General features: G+C 49.2%; 15 protein-coding genes. 10 read left to right on the plus strand and 5 right to left on the minus strand.

Going from position 1 to position 15866, the window contains the following annotated elements; genetic code table 11:
- Positions 1–99: 99 nt before the first annotated feature.
- The 4 genes from N836_RS53805 (at position 100) to cysK (ending at position 2885) form a co-directional block, all read left to right on the plus strand.
- Positions 100–585, plus strand: a complete 486-nt coding sequence (locus N836_RS53805; RefSeq protein WP_023073135.1) for a 2TM domain-containing protein — start codon at positions 100–102, stop codon at positions 583–585.
- A 410-nt stretch (positions 586–995) separates the two neighbouring features.
- Complete coding sequence (locus tag N836_RS53810) at positions 996–1364, plus strand: (2Fe-2S) ferredoxin domain-containing protein (RefSeq protein ID WP_023073136.1); 369 nt, start codon at positions 996–998, stop codon at positions 1362–1364.
- 99 nt (positions 1365–1463) lie between these two features.
- On the plus strand, positions 1464–1898 hold the full coding sequence (locus tag N836_RS53815; RefSeq protein WP_023073137.1) for an RrF2 family transcriptional regulator: 435 nt from the start codon (positions 1464–1466) through the stop codon (positions 1896–1898).
- A 21-nt stretch (positions 1899–1919) separates the two neighbouring features.
- Positions 1920–2885 (plus strand): cysteine synthase A, encoded by a 966-nt coding sequence (gene cysK, locus N836_RS53820; protein WP_023073138.1) that lies wholly within the window; start codon positions 1920–1922, stop codon positions 2883–2885.
- Here cysK and cobS read toward each other — a convergent pair.
- The gene (gene cobS, locus N836_RS53825; RefSeq protein WP_235071098.1) at positions 2868–3677 is read right to left on the minus strand and encodes an adenosylcobinamide-GDP ribazoletransferase; all 810 of its coding nucleotides are present in this window, start codon (positions 3675–3677) and stop codon (positions 2868–2870) included. The genes cysK and cobS overlap by 18 nt on opposite strands.
- Before the next feature lie 349 nt (positions 3678–4026).
- Between cobS and N836_RS53830 the strand changes: the two genes are divergently transcribed.
- From N836_RS53830 to N836_RS74180, 3 genes are all read left to right on the plus strand, one after another.
- The gene (locus N836_RS53830; protein ID WP_327058706.1) at positions 4027–4404 is read left to right on the plus strand and encodes a hypothetical protein; all 378 of its coding nucleotides are present in this window, start codon (positions 4027–4029) and stop codon (positions 4402–4404) included.
- 65 nt (positions 4405–4469) lie between these two features.
- Positions 4470–5594 carry a tRNA guanosine(34) transglycosylase Tgt gene (gene tgt, locus N836_RS53835; protein WP_031292873.1) on the plus strand — a complete coding sequence of 375 codons (1125 nt, stop codon included), beginning with the start codon at positions 4470–4472 and terminating at the stop codon, positions 5592–5594.
- Between the two features lie 92 nt (positions 5595–5686).
- Positions 5687–5824: a photosystem II reaction center protein K gene (locus tag N836_RS74180; protein ID WP_023073142.1), complete on the plus strand. Its 138-nt coding sequence runs from the start codon at positions 5687–5689 to the stop codon at positions 5822–5824.
- A 184-nt stretch (positions 5825–6008) separates the two neighbouring features.
- On the opposite strand, the gene N836_RS53840 is transcribed toward N836_RS74180, so the two are convergent.
- Positions 6009–6470 (minus strand): hypothetical protein, encoded by a 462-nt coding sequence (locus N836_RS53840; RefSeq protein ID WP_023073143.1) that lies wholly within the window; start codon positions 6468–6470, stop codon positions 6009–6011.
- Between the two features lie 365 nt (positions 6471–6835).
- Between N836_RS53840 and N836_RS53845 the strand changes: the two genes are divergently transcribed.
- Positions 6836–7474, plus strand: a complete 639-nt coding sequence (locus N836_RS53845; protein ID WP_023073144.1) for a tetratricopeptide repeat protein — start codon at positions 6836–6838, stop codon at positions 7472–7474.
- On the opposite strand, the gene N836_RS53850 is transcribed toward N836_RS53845, so the two are convergent.
- Both N836_RS53850 and N836_RS53855 read right to left on the minus strand, forming a co-directional pair.
- Positions 7464–7676 carry a hypothetical protein gene (locus tag N836_RS53850; RefSeq protein WP_023073145.1) on the minus strand — a complete coding sequence of 71 codons (213 nt, stop codon included), beginning with the start codon at positions 7674–7676 and terminating at the stop codon, positions 7464–7466. The genes N836_RS53845 and N836_RS53850 overlap by 11 nt on opposite strands.
- 92 nt (positions 7677–7768) lie before the next feature.
- Positions 7769–9382 (minus strand): serine/threonine-protein kinase, encoded by a 1614-nt coding sequence (locus N836_RS53855; protein WP_023073146.1) that lies wholly within the window; start codon positions 9380–9382, stop codon positions 7769–7771.
- 542 nt (positions 9383–9924) lie between these two features.
- On the opposite strand from N836_RS53855, the gene pheT reads away from it, so the two are divergent.
- Entirely contained in the window at positions 9925–12348 is a 2424-nt protein-coding gene (gene pheT, locus N836_RS53860; protein ID WP_023073147.1) for a phenylalanine--tRNA ligase subunit beta, read from the plus strand.
- A gap of 42 nt (positions 12349–12390) precedes the next feature.
- Here pheT and mrdA read toward each other — a convergent pair whose 3' ends face one another.
- Entirely contained in the window at positions 12391–14205 is a 1815-nt protein-coding gene (gene mrdA / locus N836_RS53865; protein ID WP_023073148.1) for a penicillin-binding protein 2, read from the minus strand.
- 384 nt (positions 14206–14589) lie between these two features.
- On the opposite strand from mrdA, the gene N836_RS53870 reads away from it, so the two are divergent.
- Positions 14590–15711 carry an ABC transporter ATP-binding protein gene (locus N836_RS53870; RefSeq protein ID WP_023073149.1) on the plus strand — a complete coding sequence of 374 codons (1122 nt, stop codon included), beginning with the start codon at positions 14590–14592 and terminating at the stop codon, positions 15709–15711.
- Positions 15712–15866 lie beyond the last annotated feature (155 nt).

Genomic DNA, 15866 nt, shown 5'->3' on the forward strand with positions numbered 1-15866 from the left:
CCTAAAATTATCTATAACTTAGGATAGGACCTCGATATAGATATCACCGCTTTGGACGGTGGGCGTTGCCTACCCTACCCCCCCTCCTCGTAAAACACCATGGACAAGCTCTACCGAATGGAAGATGCTCAGCGGATCTTGCAAATTGCGATCGCGCAAGAAACCGAGTCGGGTGAACTCTCCCATGAGCAGCTGCTAGAAATTGCTGAAGAACTTAACATCAGCCCAACTGCGCTGCAGAACGCTGAGCAAGAGTGGCAAATCATGAAAGGCAAAGCCGAAGACCACCGTCTTTTCCAACACCACCGAGTACAAAAGTTACAAAGTCAGGCAGTCCGCTACGGCATTATTGTTAGCTTTTTAGTCATCATGGACTTTTTAACACCGGGTGGTACCTTCCTCGGGCACCTTGGTTTTTCCCTGTATGTTGCCTTGTTCTGGGGATTGGTTCTATCTCTGAAAGCCTGGCGTACTTCACAAACCTCAGGGGAACGCTATGAACGCGACTTGAACAAGTGGCGACGCAAGCGCAGTATGCAAAAGACACTCAATGGAGTGGTCAATCGTTTTTTAGGTTCAACTTAAGTATTTGAGTTGAACAACCTTTACAGACCTGGGCTAGTTCCATGGGGAACTCAACATTGCGGCTACCGCCACGGGTTTTAAGCGGATGTGAAGTCGCAAACAGAAGTGCGGCGGCGTTTACTTCTTGCCATAACCTGTTACAACGCTTACAACTACTACCTATCAGGGTAAACCAATATGCAAATCACCAATGCGCCTGATGCCGCGCACACCAGTGGTCAGGTCGATTTTTATGAATTTTTCTTGTAAATGTCAGTATTGCTTGCACTTAATGGTCAATCCTGCAATGATACAAGACACAAGGTTGGTTGTGTGTCCCCTTGATTTTCATTCAATAGCTGCGGGTATGATGGCTCTTAATAGTTAATATTCGCAGCCCCTAAGCTCTTGGCAGCCATGTGGCATTACGAATGAGTCAATTGCCAACTCCTGAATCATCAAATCAATCAATAGCCAAGCGTCGATTTATTCAAGTTTGTCAATATCGCAGCTGTCAACGTTTCAATGCGGCAGCCGTACTGGCTGAGTTAAAGCAGCATGCCAGTGCTGAGTTAATGGTGGCCGCCAGCTCGTGCTTAGGCCAGTGTGGTTCTGGACCGACGGTGAGAGTAGTACCGGATAATGTTTGGTATTGCCGAGTCAGCCCTAAGGACGTGGATGCAATTATTGAACAACATATCCGACAGGGAAGCCCGGTCAAACGGTTATTGCATCCCCGCTTCCATCCGGATTATGAGCGGCTGCTTGAACGTCTTAAGTCGCAGTCTACCGATTCATGAGATCTGTGCTTGGCCCCCATGCTTTAGAAACCCATTACAAATATCCATTCCCCAGTGGAGAACCGGAGTATACTTAAAGGGTTGCAGCCAAGCCGTCCTGTGGAACTCTCCTGCAAAAGTGAATATGCCCTTCTGGCCCTGTTAGAACTTGGCCTGCACTATGACAAAGGTGAGCCCTTACAAATTCGTCAGATTGCAGCCCAGCAAAATATTCCTGATCGTTACTTAGAACAACTGCTCGCTACTCTACGCCGTGCTGGTTTTGTCAAAAGCCAACGCGGTGCTAAAGGTGGCTATTTACTATCTCAAGCCCCCTGGAATGTCATGCTCCTGGACGTTGTGAATTGTATCGAAGGCCTAGAAAATAAGGACAATGCGAGCGATGCTGTATTGACGACGGAGCGCCAGGTTATACGAGGCTTGTGGCAACAGGTGCAGGCAGCCACCAGGGAAGTGCTATCTGCCCATACGCTGCAAGACTTGGTAGAACAGCGTAACGCCAAACATCAGGTGGATTTGATGTATTACATTTAGCGCGTCGGAAAATGGTTAGCTATGCGGATCGCCCAAAATATTACTGAACTGGTGGGTCGGACACCGCTAGTTAAACTCAATCGTATCCCTCAGGCTGAGGGCTGTGTTGCCCAAATCGTGCTCAAACTTGAAGGGATGAATCCCTCGGCTTCGGTCAAGGATCGGATTGGCGTCAATATGATTGCTGCGGCTGAAGCTGCTGGCAAGATTCAGCCGGGTAAAACCACGCTGGTGGAGCCCACGTCTGGCAACACGGGCATTGCCTTAGCCATGGTGTCTGCTGCTAAGGGATATCGGCTAATTCTGACCATGCCAGAAACGATGAGCGCCGAGCGTCGCGCTATGTTACGCGCCTATGGTGCCGAGCTAGAACTGACCCCAGGTAATGAGGGGATGGCTGGTTGCATTCAGCGTGCCCAGCAAATCGTGGCCTCCACACCCGATGCCTATATGCTGCAGCAGTTTCGTAACCCGGCGAATCCAGACATGCATCGCTCCACTACGGCAGAAGAGATCTGGCAGGACACTGAGGGGCAAGTTGATTTTTTGGTGGCTGGTGTGGGCACAGGCGGCACAATCACCGGGGTCAGCGAAGTGCTAAAACGGCGAAAGCCAGAGTTTCAGACTGTTGCTGTGGAACCGTCTAACAGTCAGGTATTAACGGGTGGAAGTCCGGGGCCTCACAAAATTCAGGGGATTGGTGCTGGCTTTGTGCCTGATGTTCTCCAGGTCAATCTGATTGATGAAGTGATTGCTGTGGATGATGATGATGCGATCGCATATGGTCGTCGTCTTGCCAAAGAAGAAGGCATTCTGTCAGGTATATCCAGCGGTGCCGCCTTGTGCGCTGCCATGAATGTGGGTTGTCGCCCGGAAAACGCAGGCAAACTCATTGTTGTGATTCAACCTAGTTTTGGTGAGCGTTATCTCAGTACGCCGCTGTTTCAAGATCCATCCTTAACGTCAGCGCTAGCCAACGCACGCTAACCCAACCAATACGGCCACCTCCACCCATTCCACCACGGCTCCGTAGGTATCACCAGTGTGACCACCTAACCTGTGGTTTAGCCAGCTTGCCACGAGCACTGCGCTACCGATGCCAACAGCGGCTGTTACCACCCCGTACTGCCAGGTAACCCACTTCATCCCCACACCGACAATCGTCAGTACCCCTAAACCCCCAGCGCAGGGCAGAGTATACCAAGGTGATGGGATGGCTTGTTTATGAAAGGCTCCTTTGCCCTGGGGTTTGAGATAGGCATAGTTACCAATGGCCCACTGCTGGCCCCAGCGCCCCCAAGCTGCTGCTGCTATGAGGGCAAACCAACGTGTGTGACTGATACTGGTTAGTGCGGCTACTTTGAGCAGTAGGATTGCGATCGCAACCATCGCACCAAAGGCCCCTGCATTACTGTCAGCCATCACCTGCAAGCGACGCTGGTCATCTTGTACTGCCAGACCATCCGCCGTATCCATGGCTCCATCCAGATGCAACCCTCCTGTCAGCCATAACCCTGCTAGCACCACCAAAACACTGCGGAGGAACAGCGGTATCCCCAAACCCAAACCCCAATCAATGGTCGCCTGACAGCCCCCTAAACCCGCGCCAACAATAGGAGCCACCCGTGCAATCTGCCCAAATTGCACAGGCCAATTTCGGGGCACTGGCAAACATGTGTAAAACAACCAGGCTCCATTGAGTAAAGCCCATTGTCGTTGCCCAGTCTGAGCAACCGCCTTGATCCACTGCCCCATAGCCTTCATACAAAGCTTGTTCATAAACATTTGAGCTACTTAACCCCGCCGAATTACATCTCTTCAAAATCCGGTGGGCAAGACTTAATGTTCAGTATTCTGGCTGAAGTCAGTACGGAAAGTTGCTGAAATAATATGAAGTCAAAAGGCAACAGCCTCAACGAGAGACGATTATTTTTTGTCTTGGGCGTTCCAAATATTCAGATTTCATCTATCTTGAAATATAGATTGTTAAAAAACTTCGGTGTCTAACGGGCCTAATACTGACCACACATGCCCATCTACCGACCCTGTTATGAGCTATCAACCTTCAACAACTTCCCTCCCAGCCCCCTGCCTTGTTGATATAGGCACCGTAATCAACAAAAAAGATATGGTGCGTATTTTGCAGCATCTGGGACGTGTCCGGTATATCCATAACCAAGAAGGAAAGCTTCTAAGAGAAGGGGAAGGCTATGTAGTCGAAGTCTTTAGCGATCCTCAACAGGCAACTCTGGTCGCCAATAGCAGCCTCTATCTCAACGTAACAAGTTTTGACTATTTAGAGATGGGACAGCTAGACGACAATCAACCCTATTTTGATTTGATTCAGGACAACCGCTGTCTGCGTATTTTGCCATTATCTAATCCATTGACAGAGCATAATAGCTGCAGCATTAACGACGCTACTCTGGAAGCCATGCTAGCTGAAGCACTCACTGCCCGGTGGGATGCTTGCTTGGATGACGATAACAATAATTTTGCCAGCTAGCTGGGTCTGCTCGCTGAAATCTGGTACGGTTTTCCAGGACAGCACGTTAGGACAGCACTTATCTGTTGACTACTGACCATTTCTCTTTCGAACACCAGGCATCCTGTTCCCATACCCAGGCCAGAGCAGGTACATTTCATACTCCCCACGGCCCCGTCCATACGCCAAGGTTTATGCCAGTGGGCACCCTGGCTAACGTCAAAACCGTCACTCCAGCACAGTTACAGGATGCAGGAGCCCAAATGGTTTTGGCAAATACCTATCATCTGCATCTACAGCCTGGTGAAGACTTAGTAGCCGCCGCTGGTGGTCTGCATCGGTTTATGGCTTGGTCTGGACCCATCTTGACTGATTCGGGCGGGTTTCAAGTTTTTAGCCTGAGTAAAATTCGAACAATTTCTGAGGAGGGCGTTATCTTTCGTTCTCCTCGCGATGGACGCGTGATTCACATGCCTCCTGAGGAGTCTATCCGCATCCAAAACCAGCTGGGGGCGGATGTGATTATGGCATTTGATGAGTGTCCCCCATATCCGGCGCAACGGGATGCCGTAGAAGCTACTACCCAGCGCACCTATCGCTGGCTAAAGCGTTGTATCGAGGCTCACCAGCGTAGCGATCAGGCATTGTTTGGCATTGTGCAAGGCGGCGTTCACCTCGATTTGCGTCAGGCCGCAGCAGAGCAGCTGGTTCAGTTAGAGCTACCAGGCTATGCCATCGGTGGCGTTAGTGTTGGTGAACCTCCAGAACTCATCGAAAAAATTGTTCAAGCGACTACACCGCTGCTGCCCCCGGATAAACCACGCTACCTCATGGGGGTTGGCACTTACCGAGAAATGGCCCAAGCCATTGCTGCGGGTGTGGATTTGTTTGATTGTGTGATTCCTACTCGTTTTGCCCGCCATGGCGCAGCGCTGGTGCAAGGTGAACGCTGGAATTTGAAGAATCAGAAGTTCCGTCGAGACCTGACGCCCTTAGACCCAACTTGCCCCTGTTACACCTGCCAAAACTTTACTCGGGCCTATCTATGTCATTTAATCCATAGCCACGAGATTCTAGCCTATACACTTCTGTCTATTCACAACATCACCGAGCTGATTCGGTTTACGCAGGCTATTCGTGAATCAATTTTACAAAATCAGTTTGCAGTGAAATTTCAAGCGTGGCTAGAACCCTCTAACGATAAAGGTTAGACAGAATATTAACAAACTTTAGCGGGGACCACAGCATGTTAAGATGTGAGTCAATTATTTAAGCAAACCGTCGCCGACTTAGAGAGGTTTTCATGGACGCGGTCCTACTGTTAGCTAAACTCCCCGAAGCTTATCAGGCATTTTCTCCATTGGTAGATATTCTGCCAATTCTGCCTGTGTTCTTTTTGCTACTAGCCTTTGTTTGGCAGGCATCTGTCGGTTTTCGCTAAGGTCAGATGACCTTAGCAACTAGCTTTGGTAGCCAAAAATTTTGACTGCTAAGCTCTGGTATTGATTTTTGTTGCGATCGCAGCATTTTCCTTAGGGAAATTTGCTGTATTCACTTGGTTTTTAAAACTTTTCAAAGAAGGGGCAGCTGAAGGGCTTGCCCCTTCTTTATTCCAGACGCACACCTCAAAGTGTCATGTGAGTATATTTATGCTGCTTTACATTATCGTCAGCAGTTACTCGATTTGCGGCATTCAAGATTCGCTTTTTCTCAGTAGAAAAGTTGATTTCAGAAAACACCTGACCACAGGGGAGTGTGGCTTGGATGTCCTCTCTACTCTGATAAGTTCTTACAGCTGCCAAAGTGCGCTCTACAAAATCTTTGCAGAACTGTACGTCCTTCGTATCGACGGGTAAATTCGTTAATATTGGTTGCTGATCTTTTAATAGATTCCCCAGCTGTAAGCTGTATAGAGCCTTGTACGAGGTAGGTACACCTTTAGTCAGCGCTTCAAAATAAGCAGAAGGAACAGGTTCTAAAATTTTTACTGGCACCAAATTGCCATCTTGCTTAGTGAAGCAATGGGCTAGGCCAACAATTACGTAGTCGCTATCCGAGAGTGCCATTGGTGGAGAAGGGAGAGTCATAGTAGCCCGAAGCGATTTTTTGATAGCTTTAACGCCTTCAATCCTAACGTTTGCATGCTAACGGACAAGAATTTACGCGCTAATCCGTTATAAAACCCCATGCGTTGTAACGTTTGGCAATCCTTAGGTGATTTTGAGCAGCCATGCCATCAGGGCGGATATTCCTAACCGGCGTTAGACTCTACGGACAAATACTGAATAACTGCATGCCGAGCGGCAAACACTCCGTTATTTCCCGGTTGGGTTAGGCATAATCACCATGCAACCATTTCGTTAATGGCGTTGTTCTAGCGATTGGCAATACCGCGATTGTAGGGTAACAGCTATCTCCGACCAGAGGCCATGAATTATAGGGAGTATCTACGATGCTGTCATCTACATCTAAACCATCTCAAACCAGGCACTTAGGTATTTTCCCAAAAGCAAGCATTGACCAACAGCTTAAGCAAAGCCTGCATCAAGCTATTCAATATCAGGACTATCCCAGAGCCATTCTCTTACTCAACTACTTCATTATCCAAGAGCCCAAAAACCCCGACCACTATATCAACCGGGGCTTAATTTATGCTCACTACCAAAGCTGGTCTCAGGCGATGGCCGATTACAATCAAGCACTGCAGCTTAATCATAACGAAGGCCAGATTTATGCCAACCGAGCCAAGTGTAACGCTGCTTTAGGGCACTGGAGTGAAGCACTTGCGGACTATGATACTGCTATTGGCCTGGACCCGGACAACATCAATGCCAGAGTCCACCAAGGCATTCTTTTTAGAGCTTTGAGCTTGTATGACGATGCTATTGTCTGCTTTGGCCTAGCACTCTTTATCGGAAATTTGAGTGCAGATATCTATGCAGAAAGGGGACGTACGTATCAATTAGATGGCCAGTGGAACTGTGCAATTAGTGACTATCAAAGAGCCTTAGAGATCCTAGCAGAATCTCCAAGTGAATCTCTTCAGTCGCAAATTCAGGTCTGGACTGCAGAATTATTGCCTAATCAATAGAAATAGTCTGAGGACCCTTACCATTAGTGTCGTCATCATCGTTACTCTGGTTAGAGACATCGGCACCTTGGTTTTCCAACCAGCTTTTTACTGGATCATCATTCAAGTTGAGCTTCAAAAAACCAGACGCGAACCCGCCTAAGAAGGCGACAGGCTGCCCCAGAATTTCTTGCATAATCGGGGTGAGCTCATCAAGAAACATAGAATTAACAGACTGCCACAAAATACCTTAGATATCCTAACGCGGCACCGGAAAAATCGGGAACCAATGAGGCCAAATCATGGGCAATATCTCTAGCGCAGTCCCCGACGCCCATTGGGATAAATAGTGGACCAGTTGGTTTTAGCGACACTGAGTTGAGCTTCAGTGAGATTAGCGCCCGTCAAATCTGCGCCGCATAAATTGACGCCTTTGAGGTTAGCGCCTGCCAAATTACTACGGCTCAAGTTGGCTCCTCTCAGATCGCTATTTTCCAGATTTGCCTGCCCCATGTAGGCGTTCGATAGCTTGGCATTTTTCAGATTACACTGACGCAAATCAGCTTTGCTGAGATTAACGTTTGTTAGATCCGTTCCTTGCAAATTGCAGTCCCTGAGCTGGGCACCGGCAAAACTGGCACCACTAAGAGACATTCGCTGTAAATTTAGTCGAGATAGTGGCTGCAGTGAGAAATCACGATGCCCTCGGCCATAGGCCCTTTGAACCGCTTCCGGGGTGATTTTTTTACCATTTCCAGAAAACGGTCCTGACTGGCTAGAACTACTGGATAGTAAGTTGCCAGCAGGGCGACGCGGCGCAATCGGCGATGGCTTAGTATTTTGACGCCGCTCTTTACGGGCACGAATAGCCGCTGCCATGCGAGCTGAGGGCGATATACCCGATTGGGAATCGTCTAATCCTAAGACAGATGCTGTATCTTCGCTGTTAAACGAGGGTTGACTAACGGGTTCTACATCCTTAGGAGCGTTGGTGGGGATCGCCATGTTTTGGGCCAGACTGTCTAAGTAAGGCTCCAAATCAAGATCGCGCAAAATTGCATCAGCCGAACTGTATCGATGTCGGACTGAAATTTCTAGCATTTTGCTTAATACACCGGCAAAATGATCGCTCACTTTGACGTGCTGTTGCCAAAGAATTTCTCCAGATTGTGGATCATAGGACATTTCCTTAGGTGACTTTGCCGTTAGCAAATATAGGCAGGTCACACCGATGGCATAAATGTCGCTGGCATACACTGGCCGCATAGCCATTTGTTCTGGTGGGGCATAGCCGGGAGTACCTACGGCATAGGCTGTCAGAGCTGTATGCCCTGATTCTTCGCTGGCTTTAACCGGATTGACTTTGTCTTTGACAGCACCAAAATCAATCAATACCAGTCGCTTATCGGCATCGCGTCGAATCAGATTAGCGGGCTTAATATCACGGTGAATAACCTGATTACGATGGATATACTGCATAACTGGCAGTATTTCACTCAAAAATTGCTTGGTCCCGGCTTCGCTGAATGCACCACGGGTTTTGACTTCTTTTTGCAGCGTAGAACCGTGGATGTACTCTTGAACTAAAAAGAAGTCCGTGCGGGCTTCAAAGTAATCTAGCAGACGTGGCAGCTGTGGATGGTTCCCGATTTTGCCAAGGATTTTGGCTTCACGAGCAAATAAATCGCGAGCCATCTGCATGACATGAGGAGCTTCAGCTGTCGGCTGGAGCTGCTTGATGACACAGGGTGGACAACCTGGTAGGCCTTCATCATGGGCCAGAAATGTAGTGCCAAAACCACCTTTACCTAAAGCACCACTCACACGATAGCGATCGCGCAACAGTAGGTCTGTGCCGCAGGCAAGACACTGTCTTGCTGTGGACGGATTCTTAGGGCTAGGACACTCTGAATTAATGCAGTAGGTCATGTAGCTTTAGCCACCCTGTTCACATCAATATGACTGGGGCTATGGTTAACTATGGCACGACATCCGACACAACTGGACAGGGAACGACCCGCTATTACTGCTCCCTAGAGAACAGAATTGATTTGGGTTGACTCCAGTAATTTCTAATTACTTCGCATTTCGCAACCATCAGTCATGAGTAATGGAATAAGTAAGATTCTTCTAATAGCTTAATTTTATTTCTGCTGTTTTAAAGATTTCCATAGAGTAAATCCTCTATGGAAAGTGGGGAAGCCTTAAAGCAATCTTGCCCAACGTCTCATCCCAGTAGATGCCAACGGTTTCATTTATTATCTTTATTATCTTATCCAATTGTTTTTGCCGCCAGTGGCAATTTAAGAATTGGTGCTTTTAGAATAGAGTGTCTAATCTGCTTGAAATGGTTACTATTGAGAGCATCCTCTGGGCTGACACGACGCAGTTAAACAAACAGCCGAAAGCGGAGCTTCAGCGGTAGAATAATTTGGTTCTATTGCCATCTATACTCTTTTAACCCAGGCTCCATGCGCATTTCTGTCAACTGGCTCAAAGAATTTGTCGATCCGAAATTAACCCCAGAAGCCATTGGCGATGCTTTAACAATGGCAGGGTTTGAAGTTGAAGAGATTGAGGAGCGCCGTAGCTGGGCTGATGGTGTTGTCGTTGGTAAAGTCCTTGACCGACAGCCCCACCCCGATGCTGACAAGCTGAGTATTTGCACCGTCGAGATTGGTGATGCTGAGGCATCGACGATTGTCTGTGGTGCTGCCAATGTGCGGGCAGATATTTTTGTGCCTGTGGCTAAGGTGAATACCTATCTACCCCAAGTGGACCTCAAGATTAAACTGCGTAAGGTTCGCGGTGTAGCGTCCTCAGGCATGATTTGCTCGTTAGCAGAGCTAGGGTTAGCTAAGGAGTCAGAGGGTATTCACATTTTTGAAGCGCCTGATTTAAAGGTGGGTCAAGATGTACGACCGCTGTTAGGTCTAGACGATACGGTTTTGGATTTATCCTCGACGGCAAATCGAGCGGATGCTTTGAGTATGGTGGGCATTGCCCGCGAAGTTGCTGCCATCACGGGGGCAGAACTAACACTACCGATTCAAGATGCAACGAAACCTGCTAACGCGAAAAGCCATGTTGAGATCGCACTTTCAGAGCCCAAAGCCTGCCCTATTTATATCGGCACCACATTAGAGCAAATAAAAATTGGCCCATCTCCTGCTTGGCTGAAACAGCGCCTGGAAGCCTCCGGCACGCGCTCTATCAATAACGTTGTCGATATTACTAACTATGTATTACTGGAGTGGGGGCAACCGCTCCACGCCTTTGATCTAGATCGTCTGACCCGGGGAACCGACACCACCGTCAGCGTCCGGTTTGGCAAACCGGATGAAACCCTCACCACCCTGGATGGCCAGGAGCGCCAGCTTAAGAACCAAACCTTGGCCATTACTGCCAATGATGTGCCAGTAGCTCTTGCTGGTGTGATGGGAGGTGAAGATTCTGAGGTCCAGGAGGATACTCAAAACGTTTTTCTAGAAGCCGCATTTTTTGATGCCGCGGTCATCCGACGTTCGGCTCGGAGTCAGGGGCTGCGGACTGAGGCCTCAGCCCGGTATGAGCGGGGAGTCAATCCCGCTGAACTAGAGCTAGCTGCCAAGCGCGCTATTCAACTCATGGTAGAGCTGGCCGATGCCAAGCTTACCTACCAGCAGGATGAACGCACTGAGGTAGGGAAAATTACCCCTACCCGTACGGTTGGGCTACGCCTCAAACGGGTGCAGCAGATTTTAGGCAATTACATCGCTGAGGATGGCACGGTCGCGACCCTTAGTGCGGCTGATGTCGAAGATACCTTGGTCCGGTTAGGATGCAGTTTGACAGCGGATGGTGAAGGGGCCTGGATCGTTACGGTACCGGCCTATCGCTATCGTGATCTGGAGCGCGAAATTGACCTGATTGAAGAAGTTGCTCGCCTATTCGGCTACAACCGTTTTGGTAACACCTTGCCCCAGCAAACATCTCGTGGGCGACTGTCACCAGAGGCTGCCTTGGCACGTCAGCTTAGAGCAGCTTTTCGCGGTGCTGGTCTGACTGAGGTACTACACTATTCTCTGACAAATCCGGCTCCTCAACGGGTGGTTTTGGAAAATCCCCTATTTACCGAATATTCTGCCCTACGTTCGGACCTACTCTCCGGCTTAATCGATGGCTTTCAGTCCAACCTGGAGAACGGCAATGGCCCTCTGAATGCGTTTGAAATCGGCCACGTTTTTATCAATGAAGCGGGTCAGCTCAATGAATATGAGCGTATCGGCGGCATTCTAGGCGGTAACGCGGCTAATGGCCAATGGGGTGGAACCACGACCCCTATGACCTGGTATGAAGCCAAAGGTGTTTTGGACGCTGTGTTTCAGCAGGTGGGACTGACGGTTGACTATCGCGCCGATAGTGAGGATGAGCGTCTCCATCCAGGGCGCACGGCTTCTTTGTGGGTGCGGGGGCGTACGCGGCTGGGTACCTTTGGTCAATTGCACCCACGCCTGCGTCAGGAGCGGGATCTGCCGGAAGAGGTTTATGTATTTGAATTGAACTGGTCAGCGATCGCAACCTGTCTAGTCAGCGACCGCTTCCGTGCTCCCAAGTTTAAGAGCTATTCCACCTATCCAGGGTCCGACCGCGATATTGCCTTTTATGCTCCTTTAGATGTATCGGTGGCCGATCTAGAAAAGTTGATTGCCCGCACGGGCGGTCAGCTATTGGAAACCGTCACCTTATTTGATGAGTATAAGGGCCAGGGCGTTCCTGACGGTCAGCGCAGTCTGGCCTTTCGGATGCTGTATCGCGCTAGCGATCGCACCCTCACCGATCAGGATATCGACCCGTTGCAGGACAAAATCCGCGCGGCCTTAGAGAAAAAGTTTAAAGTAACCCTGCGGAGTTAGTAAAAAATCTGGAATAACCAGACTAATTTTCTATGTTGCAGGCTACGACGATGGCTCAGTGTCGTTGTCCTTTTTCTGTGGCCCATTGAAATAAGCTTCCAATACTTGTTTCGCCATGGGGGCGGCAAAGGAGCCGCCGCCGCCGCCGGAGTGCTCACCAAACGTCACGACTAAAATCTCAGGATTTTCGAAGGGAGCATAGGCTCCAAACCAGGTATGGCTTTCAAAGGGGGGAGCTTCTGCGGTACCGGTTTTACCCGCAGGTGTGGGCAGTGTCGGCACATTCAAACTGGTGGCTGTACCGCTAGTGATCACCTTGCGCAGACCATCTTGAATCACTTTGATGGTTTCAGGTCGCATTTCCAGAGATTCTTTCCACTGTTTTGATTCAGCGCCATCCTGCAGTAGATGGGGGATAACCCGATAGCCATCATTAGCTGCGATCGCAAACATGATCGCTGTTTGTAGTGGTGTTACCTGCATGTAACCCTGGCCAATGGTCATATTGATGGTATCTCCGAGATACCATGGTTCTTCAATTACTTCCTGTTTCCAGGCCTCATCCGGCACCAAACCGGGGGACTCCTCCGTCGCCAGTTCAATCCCCGTTTTTTCTCCTAGCCCGTATCTACGCATCCACTCAATCAGCGGTTCATGCCCCATCCGCATCCCCACCTGATAGTAGAAAGTATCGCTACTCCACTGCAGCGCACCCGCAAAACCTAAGGGGCCAAAACCGGCATTGTTCCAGTCCCAGAATAAGATGCCACCAGCGTTGATATTGGGAAAGGTAGGTAAGACGGTACTGGCAGGAAACGTTCCCGATTCAATCGCTGCAGTAGTGGTAATAATTTTGAATGTACTGGCGGGGGGGTAGGCCTGCAGGGCACGATTCAAAAACGGATTGCCACGGCTGTTGAGCTGCTCCCACTGAGCCTGGGTAATCCGCGTAGAAAAAATATTTGGATCAAATGTGGGCCGACTGACCATGGCCAGGATCGCGCCATCGTTGGGGTCCATCGCCACGATGGCACCAATAGTATCGCCTAAAGCCTTTTCGGCGGCCTTTTGCAACTCCAAATCTAAGGTAAGGCGGATATTTTGACCCGATTCCGGTGGCTTTTCTCCTAGGATGCTGAGAACATTACCGGCGCTATCTACTTCTACCTGCTGACCACCCCAGACACCGCGTAACATGGACTCAAATGATTTTTCAGAGCCCATTTTGCCAATAATGTCTCCCAGGCGATAGCCCTGACCATCGCTGCCCATCCGGTCAAATTCTTCTTCGTTAATTTCGCCCGTATAGCCAATGACATGGGCCGCCAGATCACCATTGGGATAATTACGGATGGCCTCTGCTTCTACCCGTACACCGGGCAGCTCTGGGGCATATTCAGCTAGGGCTGTGGTCTGGGCCGGGCTGAGGCCACGTGCGATCGCAATCGATTGTGTCGACTCATATCCAGCCGATTCGATCCGTTGTTGAATTTCCTCTGCTGGAATGTCGAGCAGCTGAGCTAGCCGCTTGACCACTTGGTCACGTTGATCGACTGGCAGCGCAATTGGCCAAATCGAAACAGAGTGAGACAGTCGACTGCCAGCTAAAATTTTGCCCTTGCGATCGAATATTGTGCCCCGTGCCGGTCGTCTCGGCAGTAGTAAAATGCGGTTTTCTTCAGCCAGTTCACGGTTGCGATCGCCTTCCACTAGCTGCAAATAAAACAGCCGACTACCAATGCCGCCTAGCATCACCAGCGACAAAAAGAGCATCATGATGACCGATTGGTACTGGCGACCAACGGTTCGTCCGCCCTTTTTTTCAACCTTTGAAGAGGAGTATTGAAGAAAGGCCATGATTGACGACGCTGGAAGATCCTAGGTAGATGGGCAAAATTACAAATAGAGCTTGGGTAGTTGGGTAACACCCTTACAAGCATGCTTTACCCATTTACACATGCCTAAACTCACAATTCAGAACTGAGAGGCTTTTTATTCTGGAAATCCAATATATTCCAAAATAAAGCTTAAGCTTTGATTAGTGTAGCTTCTCCGGCTAAATTCCATGAGACTCAAACCGCTCAAGGCCCTCATTTCAGGGGACACCCAGTATTCTCTAGCGAGCTGTGGTTTGCACACAAGCCCCTATCACTATGACTGACTCCCTACGTTCAATTAATTGGGATTTTGAGCTACTGACCGTAAAATAATGTAAATGGACAATCACGAGGATTGCATCCTATGGCTCAAACCATCTCTCCGCCAGTAGCAGACGCAACAGTGGCATTGGATGTAGAACTCAAAGATGTCGTCAAAACCTTTGGGGATGAGACGGCAGTTCAGGGACTCAACTTACAGATTCGGCAAGGTGAGTTTTTTAGCATTCTGGGACCGTCAGGCTGTGGTAAAACCACCACCCTAAGAATGATTGCTGGCTTTGAGACCCTCACCTCTGGGCAGCTGACCATTCAAGGACAGTGCATGAACGGCGTTCCCGCCCATCGACGTTCAGTCAACACCGTCTTTCAAAGCTATGCATTGTTTGACCACATGAGCGTATGGGACAACGTTGCCTTTGGCCTCAAGATCAAAAAGGTTCCTAAAGCTGAGCTGCGTCAACAAGTAGGAGAAGCCCTGACCCTGGTGCAGATGGAAAGCTTTGCGAGACGATTTCCCAGCCAACTCTCTGGTGGTCAGAGACAGCGGGTGGCCTTAGCCCGGGCCTTGGTGAATCATCCGGCAGTCATGTTACTGGATGAACCTTTGGGGGCGCTGGACTTAAAGCTGCGTAAACAGATGCAGGTTGAACTTTCAAATCTGCACAAGCGACTCGGCATCACTTTTATCATGGTGACCCACGATCAAGAAGAAGCACTATCGCTGTCTGATCGGATTGCCGTTATGAAAGACGGCTGCATTGAACAAGTGGGTTCTCCCAACGAAATTTATGAGCACCCCTCTACTGCATTTGTCGCTGATTTTATCGGTGATACTAATCTGCTCTCAGGGCAGATTCAGCAGCAGCCCCTCACGCTGGTGACGTCCAATGGACTGCAGGTGGCCATTTCGCCCTCATCTACTGACGTGAGTAAGCTCAACGGCATTGAATCAATAGATATCAGTATTCGTCCCGAAAAAATTCATATTAGTGCCCAAGCCGGAGCCGCCAAACCTGCAACCCACGACAACTGTTATCCGGGTGAAGTTAAACATACCCTATACACAGGTCCCCACATTCATTGCATTATTGAATTAACTACAGGGGAACAATTGCGAGTGCTACAACCCAACCATATGGCCTATCGACCAGGCACCCCAGTACATGTGTCCTGGGCATCCCCTGACTGTCAGGTTCTGGTTTAATGTGCTGCCCTTGATCAAGGTTATCTACCAGTCAGGCCACCTCTGGATTTAAGGTATAACTCTTACCCATAAGGATCGGCATGAACAAATTCTTATTTCCTAATAGCCTAAGGTCATGGGGTGGTTCTAAAGTATTCATGGTGTCTGCTTAGAGG

Source organism: Leptolyngbya sp. Heron Island J, from assembly GCF_000482245.1.
Lineage (GTDB): Bacteria > Cyanobacteriota > Cyanobacteriia > Phormidesmidales > Phormidesmidaceae > Leptothoe.

What these genes read in the sequence shown, in the direction of transcription:
- N836_RS53805 (WP_023073135.1), top strand. Translation starts at nt 100, where the DNA reads ATGGACAAGCTCTACCGAATGGAAGATGCTCAGCGGATCTTGCAAATT.
- N836_RS53810 (WP_023073136.1), top strand. Translation starts at nt 996, where the DNA reads ATGAGTCAATTGCCAACTCCTGAATCATCAAATCAATCAATAGCCAAG.
- cysK (WP_023073138.1), top strand. Translation starts at nt 1,920, where the DNA reads ATGCGGATCGCCCAAAATATTACTGAACTGGTGGGTCGGACACCGCTA.
- cobS (WP_235071098.1), bottom strand. Translation starts at nt 3,677, where the DNA reads ATGAACAAGCTTTGTATGAAGGCTATGGGGCAGTGGATCAAGGCGGTT.
- N836_RS53830 (WP_327058706.1), top strand. Translation starts at nt 4,027, where the DNA reads ATGGTGCGTATTTTGCAGCATCTGGGACGTGTCCGGTATATCCATAAC.
- N836_RS74180 (WP_023073142.1), top strand. Translation starts at nt 5,687, where the DNA reads ATGGACGCGGTCCTACTGTTAGCTAAACTCCCCGAAGCTTATCAGGCA.
- N836_RS53840 (WP_023073143.1), bottom strand. Translation starts at nt 6,470, where the DNA reads ATGACTCTCCCTTCTCCACCAATGGCACTCTCGGATAGCGACTACGTA.
- N836_RS53845 (WP_023073144.1), top strand. Translation starts at nt 6,836, where the DNA reads ATGCTGTCATCTACATCTAAACCATCTCAAACCAGGCACTTAGGTATT.
- N836_RS53850 (WP_023073145.1), bottom strand. Translation starts at nt 7,676, where the DNA reads ATGTTTCTTGATGAGCTCACCCCGATTATGCAAGAAATTCTGGGGCAG.
- N836_RS53855 (WP_023073146.1), bottom strand. Translation starts at nt 9,382, where the DNA reads ATGACCTACTGCATTAATTCAGAGTGTCCTAGCCCTAAGAATCCGTCC.
- pheT (WP_023073147.1), top strand. Translation starts at nt 9,925, where the DNA reads ATGCGCATTTCTGTCAACTGGCTCAAAGAATTTGTCGATCCGAAATTA.
- mrdA (WP_023073148.1), bottom strand. Translation starts at nt 14,205, where the DNA reads ATGGCCTTTCTTCAATACTCCTCTTCAAAGGTTGAAAAAAAGGGCGGA.
- N836_RS53870 (WP_023073149.1), top strand. Translation starts at nt 14,590, where the DNA reads ATGGCTCAAACCATCTCTCCGCCAGTAGCAGACGCAACAGTGGCATTG.